The 14075-nt window shown below is 61.7% G+C and carries 20 protein-coding genes; 9 read left to right on the top strand and 11 right to left on the bottom strand.

The genetic code is table 11. The annotated features are described in order from the left end of the window. Positions 1–12 precede the first annotated feature (12 nt). The 5 genes from ACN22W_RS09485 to ACN22W_RS09465 all read right to left on the bottom strand — a co-directional run bounded on the left by ACN22W_RS09485 (position 13) and on the right by ACN22W_RS09465 (position 2458). Complete coding sequence (locus ACN22W_RS09485) at positions 13–186, bottom strand: hypothetical protein (protein WP_419683778.1); 174 nt, start codon at positions 184–186, stop codon at positions 13–15. Then, the gene (locus ACN22W_RS09480) at positions 179–1378 is read right to left on the bottom strand and encodes a protein rep (RefSeq protein ID WP_419683776.1); all 1200 of its coding nucleotides are present in this window, start codon (positions 1376–1378) and stop codon (positions 179–181) included. The genes ACN22W_RS09485 and ACN22W_RS09480 overlap by 8 nt, the downstream gene beginning before the upstream one ends. A gap of 247 nt (positions 1379–1625) precedes the next feature. Further along, entirely contained in the window at positions 1626–1994 is a 369-nt protein-coding gene (locus ACN22W_RS09475) for a hypothetical protein (RefSeq protein WP_419683774.1), read from the bottom strand. Continuing rightward, on the bottom strand, positions 1994–2263 hold the full coding sequence (locus ACN22W_RS09470; RefSeq protein ID WP_419683772.1) for a hypothetical protein: 270 nt from the start codon (positions 2261–2263) through the stop codon (positions 1994–1996). The genes ACN22W_RS09475 and ACN22W_RS09470 overlap by 1 nt, the downstream gene beginning before the upstream one ends. Positions 2264–2278: 15 nt before the next feature. Then, complete coding sequence (locus tag ACN22W_RS09465; protein WP_419683770.1) at positions 2279–2458, bottom strand: hypothetical protein; 180 nt, start codon at positions 2456–2458, stop codon at positions 2279–2281. A 394-nt stretch (positions 2459–2852) separates the two neighbouring features. Between ACN22W_RS09465 and ACN22W_RS09460 the strand changes: the two genes are divergently transcribed. The 4 genes from ACN22W_RS09460 to ACN22W_RS09445 all read left to right on the top strand — a co-directional run bounded on the left by ACN22W_RS09460 (position 2853) and on the right by ACN22W_RS09445 (position 5062). Next, complete coding sequence (locus ACN22W_RS09460; RefSeq protein ID WP_419683768.1) at positions 2853–3182, top strand: helix-turn-helix transcriptional regulator; 330 nt, start codon at positions 2853–2855, stop codon at positions 3180–3182. 132 nt (positions 3183–3314) lie between these two features. Continuing rightward, entirely contained in the window at positions 3315–3497 is a 183-nt protein-coding gene (locus tag ACN22W_RS09455; protein ID WP_419683765.1) for a helix-turn-helix domain-containing protein, read from the top strand. 246 nt (positions 3498–3743) lie between these two features. Beyond that, positions 3744–4259 (top strand): hypothetical protein, encoded by a 516-nt coding sequence (locus ACN22W_RS09450; protein ID WP_419683763.1) that lies wholly within the window; start codon positions 3744–3746, stop codon positions 4257–4259. A gap of 17 nt (positions 4260–4276) precedes the next feature. After that, positions 4277–5062: a hypothetical protein gene (locus ACN22W_RS09445; protein WP_419683761.1), complete on the top strand. Its 786-nt coding sequence runs from the start codon at positions 4277–4279 to the stop codon at positions 5060–5062. Here ACN22W_RS09445 and ACN22W_RS09440 read toward each other — a convergent pair. After that, positions 5042–5392, bottom strand: a complete 351-nt coding sequence (locus ACN22W_RS09440) for a hypothetical protein (RefSeq protein ID WP_419683759.1) — start codon at positions 5390–5392, stop codon at positions 5042–5044. The two genes, ACN22W_RS09445 and ACN22W_RS09440, sit on opposite strands and share 21 nt — an antisense overlap. Then, positions 5370–5924, bottom strand: coding sequence for a site-specific integrase (locus ACN22W_RS09435; protein ID WP_419683757.1), 555 nt, complete (start codon positions 5922–5924; stop codon positions 5370–5372). The genes ACN22W_RS09440 and ACN22W_RS09435 overlap by 23 nt, the downstream gene beginning before the upstream one ends. A 419-nt stretch (positions 5925–6343) precedes the next feature. Between ACN22W_RS09435 and ACN22W_RS09430 the strand changes: the two genes are divergently transcribed. Together ACN22W_RS09430 and ACN22W_RS09425 are read left to right on the top strand one after the other, a co-directional pair. Continuing rightward, positions 6344–7207 carry a DUF5677 domain-containing protein gene (locus tag ACN22W_RS09430; RefSeq protein ID WP_419683755.1) on the top strand — a complete coding sequence of 288 codons (864 nt, stop codon included), beginning with the start codon at positions 6344–6346 and terminating at the stop codon, positions 7205–7207. A 157-nt stretch (positions 7208–7364) separates the two neighbouring features. Further along, positions 7365–7568, top strand: a complete 204-nt coding sequence (locus tag ACN22W_RS09425; RefSeq protein ID WP_419683753.1) for a hypothetical protein — start codon at positions 7365–7367, stop codon at positions 7566–7568. A 272-nt stretch (positions 7569–7840) separates the two neighbouring features. Here ACN22W_RS09425 and ACN22W_RS09420 read toward each other — a convergent pair whose 3' ends face one another. From ACN22W_RS09420 to ACN22W_RS09410, 3 genes are all read right to left on the bottom strand, one after another. Continuing rightward, on the bottom strand, positions 7841–8023 hold the full coding sequence (locus ACN22W_RS09420; protein ID WP_419683751.1) for a hypothetical protein: 183 nt from the start codon (positions 8021–8023) through the stop codon (positions 7841–7843). Between the two features lie 276 nt (positions 8024–8299). Continuing rightward, positions 8300–9640 (bottom strand): APC family permease, encoded by a 1341-nt coding sequence (locus tag ACN22W_RS09415; protein WP_129514630.1) that lies wholly within the window; start codon positions 9638–9640, stop codon positions 8300–8302. 129 nt (positions 9641–9769) lie between these two features. Next, on the bottom strand, positions 9770–10615 hold the full coding sequence (locus ACN22W_RS09410; RefSeq protein ID WP_419683749.1) for a carbon-nitrogen hydrolase family protein: 846 nt from the start codon (positions 10613–10615) through the stop codon (positions 9770–9772). A 178-nt stretch (positions 10616–10793) separates the two neighbouring features. Between ACN22W_RS09410 and ACN22W_RS09405 the strand changes: the two genes are divergently transcribed. Then, a complete protein-coding gene (locus ACN22W_RS09405) occupies positions 10794–11612 on the top strand; it encodes a helix-turn-helix transcriptional regulator (protein WP_343491301.1) in 819 nt (272 codons plus the stop codon). Here ACN22W_RS09405 and ACN22W_RS09400 read toward each other — a convergent pair. After that, entirely contained in the window at positions 11579–12199 is a 621-nt protein-coding gene (locus ACN22W_RS09400; protein WP_419683747.1) for an N-acetyltransferase family protein, read from the bottom strand. The genes ACN22W_RS09405 and ACN22W_RS09400 overlap by 34 nt on opposite strands. Before the next feature lie 411 nt (positions 12200–12610). Between ACN22W_RS09400 and ACN22W_RS09395 the strand changes: the two genes are divergently transcribed. Both ACN22W_RS09395 and ACN22W_RS09390 read left to right on the top strand, forming a co-directional pair. Continuing rightward, a complete protein-coding gene (locus ACN22W_RS09395; protein ID WP_412021788.1) occupies positions 12611–13063 on the top strand; it encodes a MaoC family dehydratase in 453 nt (150 codons plus the stop codon). A gap of 86 nt (positions 13064–13149) precedes the next feature. Continuing rightward, a complete protein-coding gene (locus tag ACN22W_RS09390) occupies positions 13150–14061 on the top strand; it encodes a LysR substrate-binding domain-containing protein (RefSeq protein WP_419683745.1) in 912 nt (303 codons plus the stop codon). The last annotated feature ends 14 nt before the right edge of the window (positions 14062–14075 follow it).

The raw sequence follows: 14075 nt of genomic DNA, 5'->3' as shown, positions 1-14075 counted from the left end.
GGCCGCGTTCCGTTACAGCGATTCGACGGCTTCGACCAGGCGCTTGATGGCGGTGATTTGCTTCGACGCCAGGCCGCGTTCAAACGGCGTCAGCGCTTCGTACATCGCGCGCAGCTCGCCGGCGATCTTCAGCGCGTGCGACAGGCGCGCGCTGGAAACCTGGACGGTTTCGTTGGTGTCAGGCATGGGATTCCCTCTCAGGGTCGTAGAACTTGCGGGTACGGGCGCTCCAGTACGGCGCGCTGATTGCGCCGCTCGCCCTGCGTTCGTGCTCGCGCGCGAACGTCATGAAATCGTCGATGTCGGCCTGGGCCGTCGCCGGGTCGTAGCAGTACTCCGACACGAACGCCAGGAAGCGGCCGAGCATGCTGCGCGCGGTCAGCACGGACAGGTCTTCGGCCGAGATCGCGCCGACCACCTCCTCTTCCGGCAGTTGCGCGGCGGCCGCTTCTTCGTCGGACTGCTCCAGCTCGTCCAGGCCGAGCGCAGCTTTCAGGCCAGGCGTCCAGGTCAGCATGCGGCGACCGGTGAAGGCGGCGACATACTCGCGGAACTGCGCGGCCGCCTGGCCGTCGCCGGCCGCCGCCCACTCGAGCAGCTGGAACGGATGCGCGCCCTTCTGGCCGCCGCCCGTCTTCGCCGCGTTCATCGTCAGCTCGCGCGACAGGCCCCACTTCGTATCGCGGCCGAACTTCGCGACGTATTCCGCCGCGTACTGGCCGCCGCGCACGTCGAGCCCGTGGTCGAGCACGTCCGACAGCTGCGACGGCTCGCACAGGCCGACCTTGAGCAGCGCCTCGTACCAGGCGCGCTTCAGCTCGTCGATGAGGCGCGACGCCATGCGGCCGGTGTCGCCCTCTTTCACGTCGCCGAACGCATCGGGCGTCGCGAACACCAGGGAGTGCGTATGTGGGTGCCAGCCGTGCGTGCCGAGCGTGATTTCGAGCGCCTTGATCGAGCCGGCGCGCACGCCCTTGCCGAGGATCCGCTTGTACGTGCGGCAGTTCTGGAACTTCTGCATCGCCTTCGCCTGCAGCGCGAGCATGTCGGCGAGCGGCCGCTCGCCCGCTTCGTGCGGGAAGGTGTTGGTCATCAGCCAGACGTAGCCGCCGTTGCCGACGTGTGCCTTCATTCCGTCTGCCACTTCGGCCTGGCGCTGCATGCAGACCTTGAGCGAGCAGACCGGGCAGGCCCAGACCGAGCCGCAGGTCGACACGCCGGCCAGGCTGGCGCCCGAACCGTCGACGTTGCGCCGCACGCCGAGCGTTTCGCCCGGGGACGTAAGCGCGCGCTGGCACCAGCAGGTACGGTGCTGCGCTTCTTTCGCCGCGGCCGGATCGTAGATGACCGACTGGGAGACGCGCAGCAGATCGTGCAAACGGCCCTTCGCCTTCGCCCGGGAAACCGCGTCGGTATTGGGCGTGCGGGCCGCGTGTATCGATTTCGCGTTTATACCAAGAAAACCAGACGGCAATTTTTCGGGGGCGGTCATTTGCGGCGCTCCCGAAGACGGCGGGCGAGCGCGAACGCGCCCATCAGCGTGCGCGCGTGGCAACGCGGGCACCGGGTTTCGTTGAGCCAGCGGCAGCCGCAGCGGCGGCAGTTGCCGCCCATCGAAATGATGTTCATCGGCCTGCCCCCGGCACTTCGACGTCGCCAATGAAGGCGCGCGCGCCTGGCACGTCCAGGTCGGCCGCGAACGTGTTGTAGAGCGCCAGGGCCGACCGCAGCCGCTCGTACGCCATCGCGAGCTGCGCGCGGGCGAACGGATCGTCGCCGGCCCGCACGCCCTGGTCGGAGGGCAGAAAGCCCTTCTTCGCGTCGAGCTGCTCGCGCATGGCGCGCAGCGCGGCCGCCGCCGGCGAGCGATCGCCAGGGGCGGATTCGTGGTGGACGGGAACGGAGACGGCAGGAGCGCGGCGGGCGCGCGGGGGACGGGGCTCGCTGGGCTCGGTATAGCCCAGGTCGAGGAAAGCGTTGGAAGGGCCTGTCATCAGAACGCTTCCCCTTGGCCGAAGATCGTTTCGGCGCGGCAGAAGCCCGAGCGCCAGGCGTGCCACTCGTCGGACAGCCATTCGAACGGGTTGTCGCCCAGGGCGGCCCCTTCGTAGAAGGCCGTGTGGCCAATCTCGAACGGCGTCGGGCCCGGGGCCTGCTGTTCGTCGTAGTTGTGAGTGCCGCCCATCACGCACCCCACACGAAGAGGCGCAGACAGCGCTTGCAGCAGGTGCCGGCGGGGAACATCGAGCGGCAGTGTTTGCATCGGATCAGGCGCATGTCAGTGCACCTCGCCCGAACGCTCGAACGCGATTGCAGCCAGTGCGGTCGCGAGCTCGTATGTGCCGAAGAAATCCTCCGCCGGGACAAGCGTCCACAAGGTGCCGAAGTCGTCAATCACACTCAGCACTTCGGGGAACGGCGAACGGCCGACCGATGAGTGGCTCAGGATCATGGTCACACCCCCGAGCGGAAGAGCCGCGCGACCAGGCGGCGGAACGCAAAAAAGCGGGACGGCTTCGCTACTAGCCCGCCCCGCTCGCCCGCTCTCGCCTGAACTCGATACGGCCCGTCGATGGTGTAGCCACCGAGCGCGGCCTGGTGAATTTGTAACGGCTCTTTACGCATGATCGACCCCTATCTGACCCTGTCCCGAAAAAAGGTCGCCCGGAATGCGCCCCCGTCAGGGCGCTCAGTCGGGGTCAGACGACAGCCCGGGCGATGGTCGGGAGAATAGGTCCAATTCGGATGACGCGTCAACCGTTCTGTAACGGTCCGAAACAAGAACCGTTGCAAATCAAGAACCGTTTCCCTACGCTTGACACCGGGTCAACGATTTTTGTAAGGGGTCTGTCATGAAAACCACTGGTGAGTGGCTCGATGCATTGAAGGAGCGGCTTAATCTGCCGTCCGACTACGCGCTTGCGAAGGAACTCGGCGTGACGCGCCAGGCAGTGAGCAGCTGGCGGAACGGACACAAGACGTTCACCGAAGAAATGTGCCTGCAGATTGCAGAGAAACTCGACGTGAGCCCGTTCGAGGTGCTCGCAACGGTCAAAATCGAGTGGATCAAGGACGCCGATCGTCGCGCCGTTTGGACGCGGGCGTTGGAGAAATTTTCCGAGGGTTTTCGCACGCTGGTGCTTCGCGCTAATGCTTGTGGGGCTTGGGTCCCGCAGGTGTAGCACCAGCTTTAATTAGCGATTTGACGTGTTCAACATTATCGACCGTTTGCGTGTGTAGTGGCTAGATTGAAATGTCCGCTTTCGTGCCACGTAAGCTGTCCGGCCGCCGGGTGTCCGGCGCCGGAGGCTGCGATGGCTGCAACGGAGCGGATCACGATGACGATGCGCGAGCTGGACAGGTTCAAGGTCATTGAGGCGGTGGCCGAGTGCCGGCTCAAGCCCGGCCAGGCAGCCGACCGGCTGAGATTGAGCGTGCGGCAGGTTGAGCGCCTCGTGTTGCGCTATCGCGCGGCCGGCGTGGCGGGACTGGTGTAGCGCAAGCGCGGTTTTCCGGGCAACCGGAAGCTGGACGACGGACTGGCGCTTCGCGTGCTCACAATCATCCGGAGCGTGCACGGATCTTCTTCCACTTGCTCGCGACAGAGGAATACGCTGCCGCGCCGGACATCAGTTGATTTTTTACGCTAATATTTGCGCTTCCGAAACTTAAAGAAAAAATATCTTAGGCCAATGTATAAGACTTATTATCACGTTGACTTCAATTGGACCTTGAAGTCTGGGATGTCTATCAATCTCGATCCAAATGAGCTGTCACGCTTTGGTTGGAAATATGCGGCAGCATTTAGCCGTGAGGGAGTCGCGGATGCGCTGCAGAGCGGTCATAACCCGTTGAATCATGCCGGATTGCGGGACATAGATTATCGCGAATTCTATCTGGAATTCTTTCGGCGCCATTTGCCTAGTCTGCGCGGCATCCCGGCCGTATCGCGATTGTCATCTTTCTTCGCAGTCGATAACATTGAAGATGCGCGTCGCTTCATACTAAACAAGCCCGGATACCCACGACCGCCCCGCATCTATACCGTGTATGCTATTGGCGAGCATAGTGCCTACGACATGACATGGCTGGACTTTAAGTTTCCCAGAAATCCTGAAAAATTCAAATATTATTACGAGAAATATTGGCAGGGAAAGTTGATAGACAATGATCCGTTCATTGCGGCAGGCCATAGAGGCTCGCTTCGTGAGTACTTGATCACATCCAACGTCACTATCGGATCGAGTGTTGGCGAATAATTATTTTGGATCAAAAAATGTGGGGAATTTTAACCATGAAGCGATGCGCGTATTGTAATGTTTCTGGCGTCAAATTCACAAAAGAACATATTTGGCCAAATAATTTGATTGATAAATTCGAGGATTTGTTGACCTACAATCCTCGAAATGAGAATTTTTACAAGGGAGATCCTGTCGTTAAGGATGTGTGCGGCCCATGCAACAACACATATCTGAGCAAAGTGGACGCCTATTTGGCGGGTCTTTTTGACAGCCATTTCGCTAACTATGTCGAGGCTGGCCAATCGGCTGAGTTTTCGTACGATTACAATGCACTGCTTCGAGGCCTGCTAAAAATCTCCTATAACTCGGTTCGTTCCACTGCTAATGAAAAGCAGAAAAATTTGTTGGCGAAATACGCAAAACAGATTCTGTATGGAGGAGTATTCATGTCGATTATGGTGAGATTGCAGATCGTAACGACGTCAAAGGCCATTACTTTCCTCGGACACGAAATCGGTGAGCTAATGCCGGATGTTTTGCGGTGCGCCGTAGTGGCCTATGACGGGCGATTGAGCAATAGATTTTGTGTTCGACTGGTCGGCTTTAGAAGTTATTGGTTTTATTTGATTATTTCGTATAAAAATGAACCTCGTCATATCTGGGGCGAATTTGCCGAGGGGCTGGAAAATTGGGTAACCCCGATGGGGGTGGCGCTAGATTCGACAAAAAGCAAAATTTCGATTCCCGTCGATAAAACCACATGGATTACACCGACTCTTCTCGGCAAGCTTGCTGGTGATCTAGAAGAGCTTAAGTTGTAACTGCCGTTCGTAAAATTCGTGGGGTGCTATAAATTCCCGCGAGTGTCTTGCATATTCAACTCGTACGCCGGAGCCGAACCAGCAGATCGCCTGCCGACGTGCGCATCTTCGCCATCGGTGCGGGTGCAACTGCTCCTCTGGAATCCCGATCCGTCGGCAGTAACGCTCGATTTTGCGCTGTACGGAACGGACATTCATCCAGCGATTCTCACTGCGGTATTCATGGGCCGGCACAGTCCCGTTTCGCACGCTGACGAACAGCACGTCGTCGCTGTTCTCCAGGCGTCGATCGACCTCCTCGGGGCCGTCATGCTCGAGGTACAGGCGCACGGTCAGCTCGGCTTCGCGCGGCACCGGCACCGTGCGCTTCCGATTGCCTTTCGAAACGGGCCGTTCGGCCTTGCGCCTCTCGCCCCCGTAGTCGATCGTCAGCAGTTGCGACGTGTTCAACCACGTCGTTCACGCGTAGTCCGCAGCCCATCATGAGCGCCAGTATGGCCGCGTCGCGAACTCCCTTGAGCTTGTGGAAGTTCGACGCCCAAAGCATCCGCTCCGCATTCGACAGGGTTATCACACGGGGCAGCTTCAGACCGGTCTTCGGGTAGTTCACTTCCTGGGCCGGATTGACTGCGATCACGCCCTGCTGCGCCAACCAGGCATAAAACCCACGTACCGAGGCAATGATCGGCCGCCGCGAGATTCCGACAAGCCCCTGCTTGTGCGGCCAGATGCCGGGTAACGCGGTCAGGTCGTCGACCGTCGCGGTTTTGAAGTCTCGCTTTCCGAGAAACTCGCCCAGCTTGTCCAGGGCATCGGTGTACGCGCGGACAGTCCGCGCCGATCTGCCTCGAGAGTAATGCATGAATTCTGTCCACTTTTGGACGGAAATTTCGAGCGGATGCTGGAGGCGGGGGCGAGATTTTTGGGTGGAATCATGGCATCGGCCGGATTTCGACTCTAACCCTTTGATTCTAAAGAAATCGCCTTACCATGAGTCAGGAATCAAGGACTTAGGGGTGCATGCCCTCCCCCAATGTCTGAATTTCGGTCGTGGGGCCGTCGACGCCGCGCTCGAGCTGTCGATCGCGCCCGGTCGAGCTCGTCCGTCCGCGGTCGCGGCGCCGGCCGTCCCTTGGAGGTAAGGTCGAACTGTTCTGTATACCTAATCATTCGATCGCCGTCGACGAGCTGCAGCTGGTGCCGCGGAAAGTGAAGAGATCGGGCTGGGGTCATTGTTGACGACGGACAGTACCCCACTTACGCTCCGTCAGGAAACAGGAGATGACCATGACTCTGAGCCGTGACGGCTTCCTATCTGAGCAGATCAACGCCCTTGCGGATGAGGCTTTGCGGGCCTACTGCCCCGGCCACACAGCGCTCGTGGACCGGATCAACCGCTTCGCCATTGCTACCATGATCGTGCCGCGCGACATCCAACAGCGTGACGCTGACCTCTTTGCTGTCACGCTTTTGGGGCGAGCGATTCAAGACTTCGAAGCCGCCGTGCTCCTGGCTGCCAGGGGATTGCGTGCGCAGTCGCGCACCATGGTGCGATCGACTTTTGAAACGGCGCTGTACTGCATGGCGGCTGCACGCGACATAGTGTTGTCGCAGGGCGCCAAGATCAAACCCAAGAAGGGCGAAGTGCCGACGACGCGGTTTGTCGATGCGTTCGAAGGTGGGCACCAGCGATTCCGCGGGCAAGTAGCGGCCGAGATAAGGAGTATGCCCAACGTACCAGTTGAAACGGGAGCGGCCCTCGAAGACTTGATCGACGAGATCGGCACACCAGGGAAGCACCAGGACATCGACCTTCACGGATTGGCGGCAGATCTGGGGCTGTCCAACCTTTATACGGTCGTCTACCGACCACTCTCTCAGGATGCTCACCCGTCCGCCCTCTCCCTTCAGCACCACGTTGAGGTAAACGCTGAGGGAAAGATAACCGGTCTGCGCATCGGCCCCGACTACTTGCAGTTTGCCGACACGCTGGAGCTCGCGGCCTGTTCCCTGCTCGTCGCGTTAGACGGGTTCATGGAGCGCTTTGGCACGCCAGAGGAGAAGGCGAAGCTGAGTGCGCTCACGAATGCATATCGAGAGCTTCACGAGGCCGACCCCGATCATCCAGTCGAAACTGTGGTGTAGACCGAATTGCGAGCTCGCATCAATGCCGTCAGGACAGATCTCGCACCGGCGAGCAGACAAAACAAATCCCGCGGATGCTGGGCTGCAGAAGGTGTATGCGCCGGCGTTGGAAGTCGGCTATCGTGTGCCCTCGGCTTCTACGAACCGAGCCGGGGCCATGGAAATGGCTGCTGCACGGCTCAGACCGAGTCGCTTGGCCACACGATCGACGTCGACAAGGAGATTCGGCGCGATCGTCAGACTGATCGGTGCTTTGCTCGACCGTTTGCTGGGCTCCGAAGCTGCGGACGTTGCCTGTGCATCGGGAGTGCTGTTCACCGCCGCGCCTGAGTGTTTCGTTATCGCCATTGCGATCACCTAAATATCAATCGGATATCAGAATGGGTTGTAAATCATATTTGCTCGGCGTGAGTGCGTTCGAAGTCATCGCCGCAATCCATATCGAGCGGGCGCGCGACGAACACCGGCGCGAACTTTGGGCGAACGCTTGGGAAACGATTTCGAAGGGTTTTCGGACGCTGGCGTTACGCGCTTGAAATGTTGTGTTCTAGCCAGCTGGAAATGTCGCGTTTAGGGCCCCGAGAATGCAGTGAGTCGCACCCATGATCGGGCCCATCCATCGGTCGCCGCGTGTTATTCGTCGGCAATCCGACTGGCGACATCGGCCGCGCGACCCTTGACTCTCAACGCATGCTCGGCGCCGAAGAAAATCTGGGTTTCGTCCGACTGGGCTTCGCGCACGAAAGTTACGCGTTCGGGATTGACGTAGACGGCATTGCCATTCACGTCTTCAAAATGCACAAACTTGGTTGCCATAGGTCTTTCGCTGTCGTTATGTGATTGGCAACGGGAGCCGCTGCCGGGCGAAAAACACTATCAGAGGAGGTGCGATTTCACAATCGGGAATCCGGTTTTGCCGGATTGGCTGCGCTCAAGCAGCCCAGGCCGCCGGACTCGAACCGACTCGAGCGTGTCTGACACCGCCCAACCCGGATTCGAAGTCCAGCCGCACTAGTGTGGATCGGGCCCGTTGACGGTGACTGCAGCCCTGTCTGTCAGCTTCCGAGTCCGAATGCCCCCTCCTCGCCTCGATCAAATCGCCACTTCAGGCGGCGCCTGACGGAACAGCCGCGTAATCCAGCACAGATACACCAGCCCGAGCGCGAACCACACGACGCCGAGCACGAGCGCAGTTTTCTCGAGGCTGACGAGCAGCCAGATATCGGACACCGCGCCGATCACAGGAAACACGATGCCGCCGAACACGCCGATCCTGCGGTCGCCGTGATTGCCCGACAGGTACAGCCGAATCACGCACAGATTGACGGCCGTAAAGGCGAGGAACGCGCCGAAATTGATGAACGACGTCGACGTGGCGACATCCAGCTTCAGCGCGATCAATCCGACGACGCCGGCAAGCGCGATGTTGATCGCCGGCGTCTTGAAGCGCGGATGAATGAACCCAAAGATGCGCTTCGGCAGGATTTCATCGCGACCCATCGCATAGAGCAGCCGGCCGACGCTCGCCTGAGCCGAGATGCCCGACGCGAACTGCGCGAGGATCAGGCCCGCGAGGAACACGGTCACGAACAGATCGCCGCCGATCATCTTCGCCACTTCGAACGCGGCCGAATCCGTATCCTTGAACTCGACGCCAGGGTGTGCGAGCTGCATCGTGTACGCCGCGATCACGAAGATCGCGCCACCGATCAGCGCAATCAGCAGGATCGCGCGCGGCATGTTCTTCTTCGGATCGATCGTCTCTTCGGTCAGCGTCGAGACGGCGTCGAAACCGAGATACGAATACGCGGCGATCGCGGCACCGGCCATCGTCGCGCCGAACGGCACGTGCGGCTTGAAGAACGGCTCGGCCATCGCGATACCGCCCGCGCCTGCCGCCGCCGACGCGTAGTGCCAGCACAGCACGACGAACATCGCGACGATCGCCAGTTGCACGACCATCAGCACGATATTGAAGCGCGCGGCCAGTTCGATGCCGACGATGTTCAGCCCGCTCGTCAACACGATGAATGCAACGATCCAGATCCAGGTCGGCACATGCGGAAATGCCGCGTTCAGGTACGCGGCGCCGATCAACCAGATCACCATCGGCAGGAAGAAATAGTCGAGCAGCGTCGCCCAGCCGATCATGAAGCCCACGTGCGGGTTGAAGGTCTTGCGCGTGTACGTATAGGCGGAGCCTGCGGCGGGATAGAGCCGCGCGAGCTTGCCGTAGCTGAGCGCGGTGAACGCGATCGCGATCAGCGCGAGCAGATACGCCAGCGCCGCCGTATCGTCGCTGGCCTTGGCGAGCACGCCGTAGGTGCCGTAGACGATCAGCGGAGCCATATAGGCGAGGCCGAACAGCAGCACGGACGGCAGTCCGAGCGTGCGCTTCAGGCGCACGGGTTCATGGGATGACGACGCTTGCATGTTATCTCCTGGGCTTTCGGGGGCCGATACGAATGCCTTGTTGCCACCCGGCCGGCATTTCAATGGAATGGGCGGGCATGCGCGAGGCGTGGCGCCCGCGCGATGCCATGGAGGGACAGTGAAACCGGATTACTCGGTGCGGTGACGGCGCGCGTCGATCATGAGCGCGCGATGCCCGTTCGCCTGTTCGACAGGCGCGAGACCGAGCGCGACGCGTGCGTCGTGCAGATAGCTGTAGTGTTCGCGGCTCGCTTCGAGACGCGTCAGATCGAGGTTCGCCTGCACGACCGCCTCGTCCCGGCCCAGCTCGACGGTGGTGTCGCCGAACGGATCGACGAGCGCGGACAGGCCGGCGAACGTCAGGTTGTCGTCGCCGGAACCGCAGCGGTTTACCATCAGCGCGAACATCTGGTTCTCCATCGCGCGTGCCGCGATCGCGCGGCGATGCACGGGGCCGAACGGGTCCATGTTGCCGTTGGTGACGATCAGCAGATCGGCGTCGAGCGCACCGACGGCGCGTGCCGTCTCGGGGAATTCGATGTCGTAGCAGATCAGCAGGCCCACCGTCAGGCCGTTCCAGATGCAGGTCGCGAAGCGGTCACCCGGCGTGAAGACGCCGACATCCGACGCCCACAGATGCGTCTTGCGATACCGCAGCACGATGTCGCCCTGCTCGTCGACCAGCACCGTGGTGTTGTAGAACTGTCCGCCGTCGCGTTCCGCGAGGCCGACCGCGACGGCGACGCCCTTCTGCCGTGCCGCGTCGCGTACTGCCGACAACGCGGGACCGTCGAGCGTCTGCGCGATATCGGCGACGTTTTCCCGGGTCGGGAACCCCGACAGCGTCGTTTCGGGGAACACGATCAGCTTCGTGCCGCCTGCCACGTCGATACGCTCGATCGTCTCGATCACCTTGCGCGTGTTATGCGCGACGTCGCCGTCGATCAGCGCGAGTTGCGCGAGTGCTACCTGCATGAAGCCGTCTCCTTCCAATAACCTTTCATCGGTGTGTCGCAGGCGTTGGCACGTCCCGTACGACGCCTCGGCAAGCGAACCAGCGCATGACCCGCTGCCTTTCGAAGTGAGGCCGATTATCGAGGTATTATTTTTGACCTGAAATTCCCCGCCAGGGTTACCCTCACCGGAGGACACGATGGACTTCGAATGGCGAGATCTCGCTTTTCATCGGGAGATTGGTTCGGCCATCGACGCCCTCGATGGCCCGCATTTCTGGGCGCGCCTCACGCGCGTGCTCGAGCGGCATCTCGGTTTCGACAACTGGGTCGCGCTGCGTTTCGCGCGCGATGGCGCGCCGCTCGTGCTCGCCGAACAGGCGATGCCCGACGGCAAGATCGACCTGATGTTCCAGGACTATCTGGCCGCGCTCTATCAGCTCGATCCGTTCTATCTCGCCGCGTTCGAAACGCAGGCGTCGGGCTTCTACACGCTGGCCGACGTCGCGCCGGACAACTTCCGGATGACCGAGTACTACCAGCGCTACTTCAAGAAAAACATCGTCGGCGACGAAGTGCATTTCAACGTCGTGATCGACCGGGATCACACGCTGGGTTTTTCGCTCGGCAAAACGAGCAAGTACGACGAACGCGAGATGGCATTGCTCACGCTGTACTCGCCGTGGGTGCTGTCGTTGATGCAGCAGCGCATGCGCTTCGAGAAGTTCGCGGTGAAAGAAGCGCCGGGTACCACCGAAGGCGAAGCGCCCGACCTGCATGCGCGCTTCGGCATGCTGACCGGAAAGAACGGGCGCGGCGCGTTGACGACGCGCGAAATCGAAGTGGCGATGCTGTCCTTGAGCGGCTACTCGTCGCGGGCGATCGGGGAGAAACTGTCGATCTCGTTCGAGACCGTGCGCGCGCACAAAAAACACATCTACGCGAAGCTGGGTGTCGGCTCGCAGTCCGAACTGTTCGCGATGTTCTACGACCCGGGGAGAACGAGCGAGCCCGCGTGACATGCGTGACTCGCGTCCAGATCGAGTCGCAGATTCGTCACGAACGCGGCCCCCGGTTCGCGGGACAGCGTGAATCCGAGTGACCGCGCGAGGCCGGCCATCGCATCGTTCTCGCTCAACGTCGTGCCAACCATGCGCTTCATGCCCGACCGTCTCGCCAGATCGATCAGGCTCGACAGCAGCGCACGGCCGAGTCCTTGCCGTTGCCACGCATCGTCGATCACGATCGCGCACTCGACGACATCGGAATCGCCGTCGTTCATCGCGTAACGCGCGACGCCGATCAACCGCTCGCGGCCGCCGGGCCGGATCGTCGCGATCACCGCGCCTTCCCGCCGGCGATCAATGCGGGTCCATCGAACCATCTCGTCCTCGGTCGGCTTGCGCGCCGACATCAGCCGCATGTAGCGGCTCTGGTTCGACAGCCGGTCGACCAGGTCGCGCTCGATCCCGAGATCGCGGTGCTCGATTGCGCGCAGGAGTACCGGCGTTTTGTCCCTCGCCTCCCAGATGTGCCGGATGCTGAGGGCCGGTGCGTCCGGCGCCGCGTCGGGGGACGGGGCTTGTTCGATCTCGATCGTATCCATCCATGCCTCCGCAGGGTTGGCGCACTGCCCGCCGTGTGTCGGGATTCCTTTCGACGCGGAAAGCAAACCGCTTTCGGCTGGCGCTTCATCAGGCATCCAGTCTAGCGATACGCCTGCCTCTCCCCCAGGTGTGCCGGATCAAAGCGGTTTTCCAATCGCATCAATAATGCCGGCCGGCAGGTGGCGTGAGCACGACCACCGTGCAGCCCCGTCACGCGGGGCCTGCTCCCCGTTCGTCGCCGCTCGTGGCACCCGCATCCCGTCGCGCCGATTATTGACCGATCCGGAATGCCGCATTCATCGCCACCCTCTTACTCCGCGTCGGAACGTTTCATACAGTGGCATCAAGCCCGGACGACAGCGCATCAGCGACGCCGCCCGGATCTTCCCTCCCGCGCATCGGATACGTCCATGGAACAGCCGCTTTTCTACTTCGACGATTTCACGGTCGGCGACACCTTCGTCGGCGACTCGGTCGAGGTCACCGAGGCCGACATCAAGCGCTTCGCCGCGGAATTCGATCCGCAGCCGTTCCATCTCGACGACGAAGCCGCGCGCGGCACGATGTTCGGCGGCCTGGCCGCCAGCGGCTGGCATACCGCGGCGATCACGATGCGGCTGCTCGTGCTGAGCGGGCCGAAGCTGGCGAACGGAATACTCGGCGCCGGCGCCGACGTCGAATGGAAACGGCCGACGCGCGCCGGCGACGTGCTGCGCGTCGAGAGCGAAGTCGTCGAGCTGACGCCGTCCCGGTCGCGCCCGCAGTACGGCGTGCTGACGCTCCGAACCAGGACGGTCAATCAGCGCGGCGAAGTCGTGCAGATTCTGACCGCCAGGCTGATGGTCGAGCGTCGCGCCGCGTGACGCGCCCTGCCCTGCACCGCCCAACTAGCGGCGCGCAGCCGGATTGCGGTTTAATGGCGACTCCACTCTCGACTGGAGTCGCGCACATGGACCGCATCGCTGCGATGAATGCCTTCGTCCGCGTCGTGGAGGCCGGAACCTTCACGAAAGCGGCCGATACGCTCGACATGCCGAATGCGACGCTGACGCGGTTGATCCAGAAACTCGAGGAAGACCTGCAGGTGCGCTTGCTGCATCGCACCACGCGATCGGTGACGGTCACGCCCGAAGGGGCGATCTACTACGAGCGCGTCGTGCGGCTGCTTGCCGATCTCGCGGAAATCGAATCGTCGACGACCCATGCGCGTGCGAAGCCGTCCGGCAAGATTCGCGTGGATACGGCCGCGGCGATCGGCACGCTCGTTCTCGTGCCCGCGCTCGCGGCATTCTATGACGCCTACCCCGACATCGAGATCGAACTCGATATCGGCAACAAGCGGACCGACCTGATCGCCGAAGGGATCGACTGCGCGATACGCGCGGGCGAAGTCGACGAGCAGTCGCTGGTCGCGCGGCAGATCGGCAGCTTCGGCTTCACGACCTGCGCGACGCCCGCGTTTCTCGACACGCACGGCACGCCTGCGTCGCCGGATGCGCTGCGCGATTTGCCGACGCTCGGCATGATTCCTTCCCGCGGCGGCCGCTCGCTGCCGTTCCAGTTCTCGGAAGACGGCAAAAGAAACGATCTCGCATTGAATCATCGGCTCGTCGTGAACGATACGAATGCCTACCTGGCCGCGGGCCATGCGAACCTCGGCATCATCCAGGCGCCGTCCTATTCGGTCCGCGCCGCCATCGCCGCCGGCACGCTCGTGCCGATCCTCGAGGACTGGACGCCCCATGCGAATCCGGTCTACGTGATCTACGCGCCCAACCGCTACCTGAGCGCGAAAGTGCGTGTGTTCATCGACTGGGTCATCGCGCTGTTCGAGCGCGACGAACACCTCAGGCGCCGCTGACGCCGCAAACGCGG

This window comes from Burkholderia theae (genome assembly GCF_048565265.1).
In the GTDB taxonomy this organism is placed as follows: Bacteria; Pseudomonadota; Gammaproteobacteria; order Burkholderiales; family Burkholderiaceae; genus Burkholderia; species Burkholderia theae.
The sequence above is the reverse complement of the archived record's forward strand: the minus strand, read 5'-3'. Positions and strand labels throughout refer to the sequence as shown.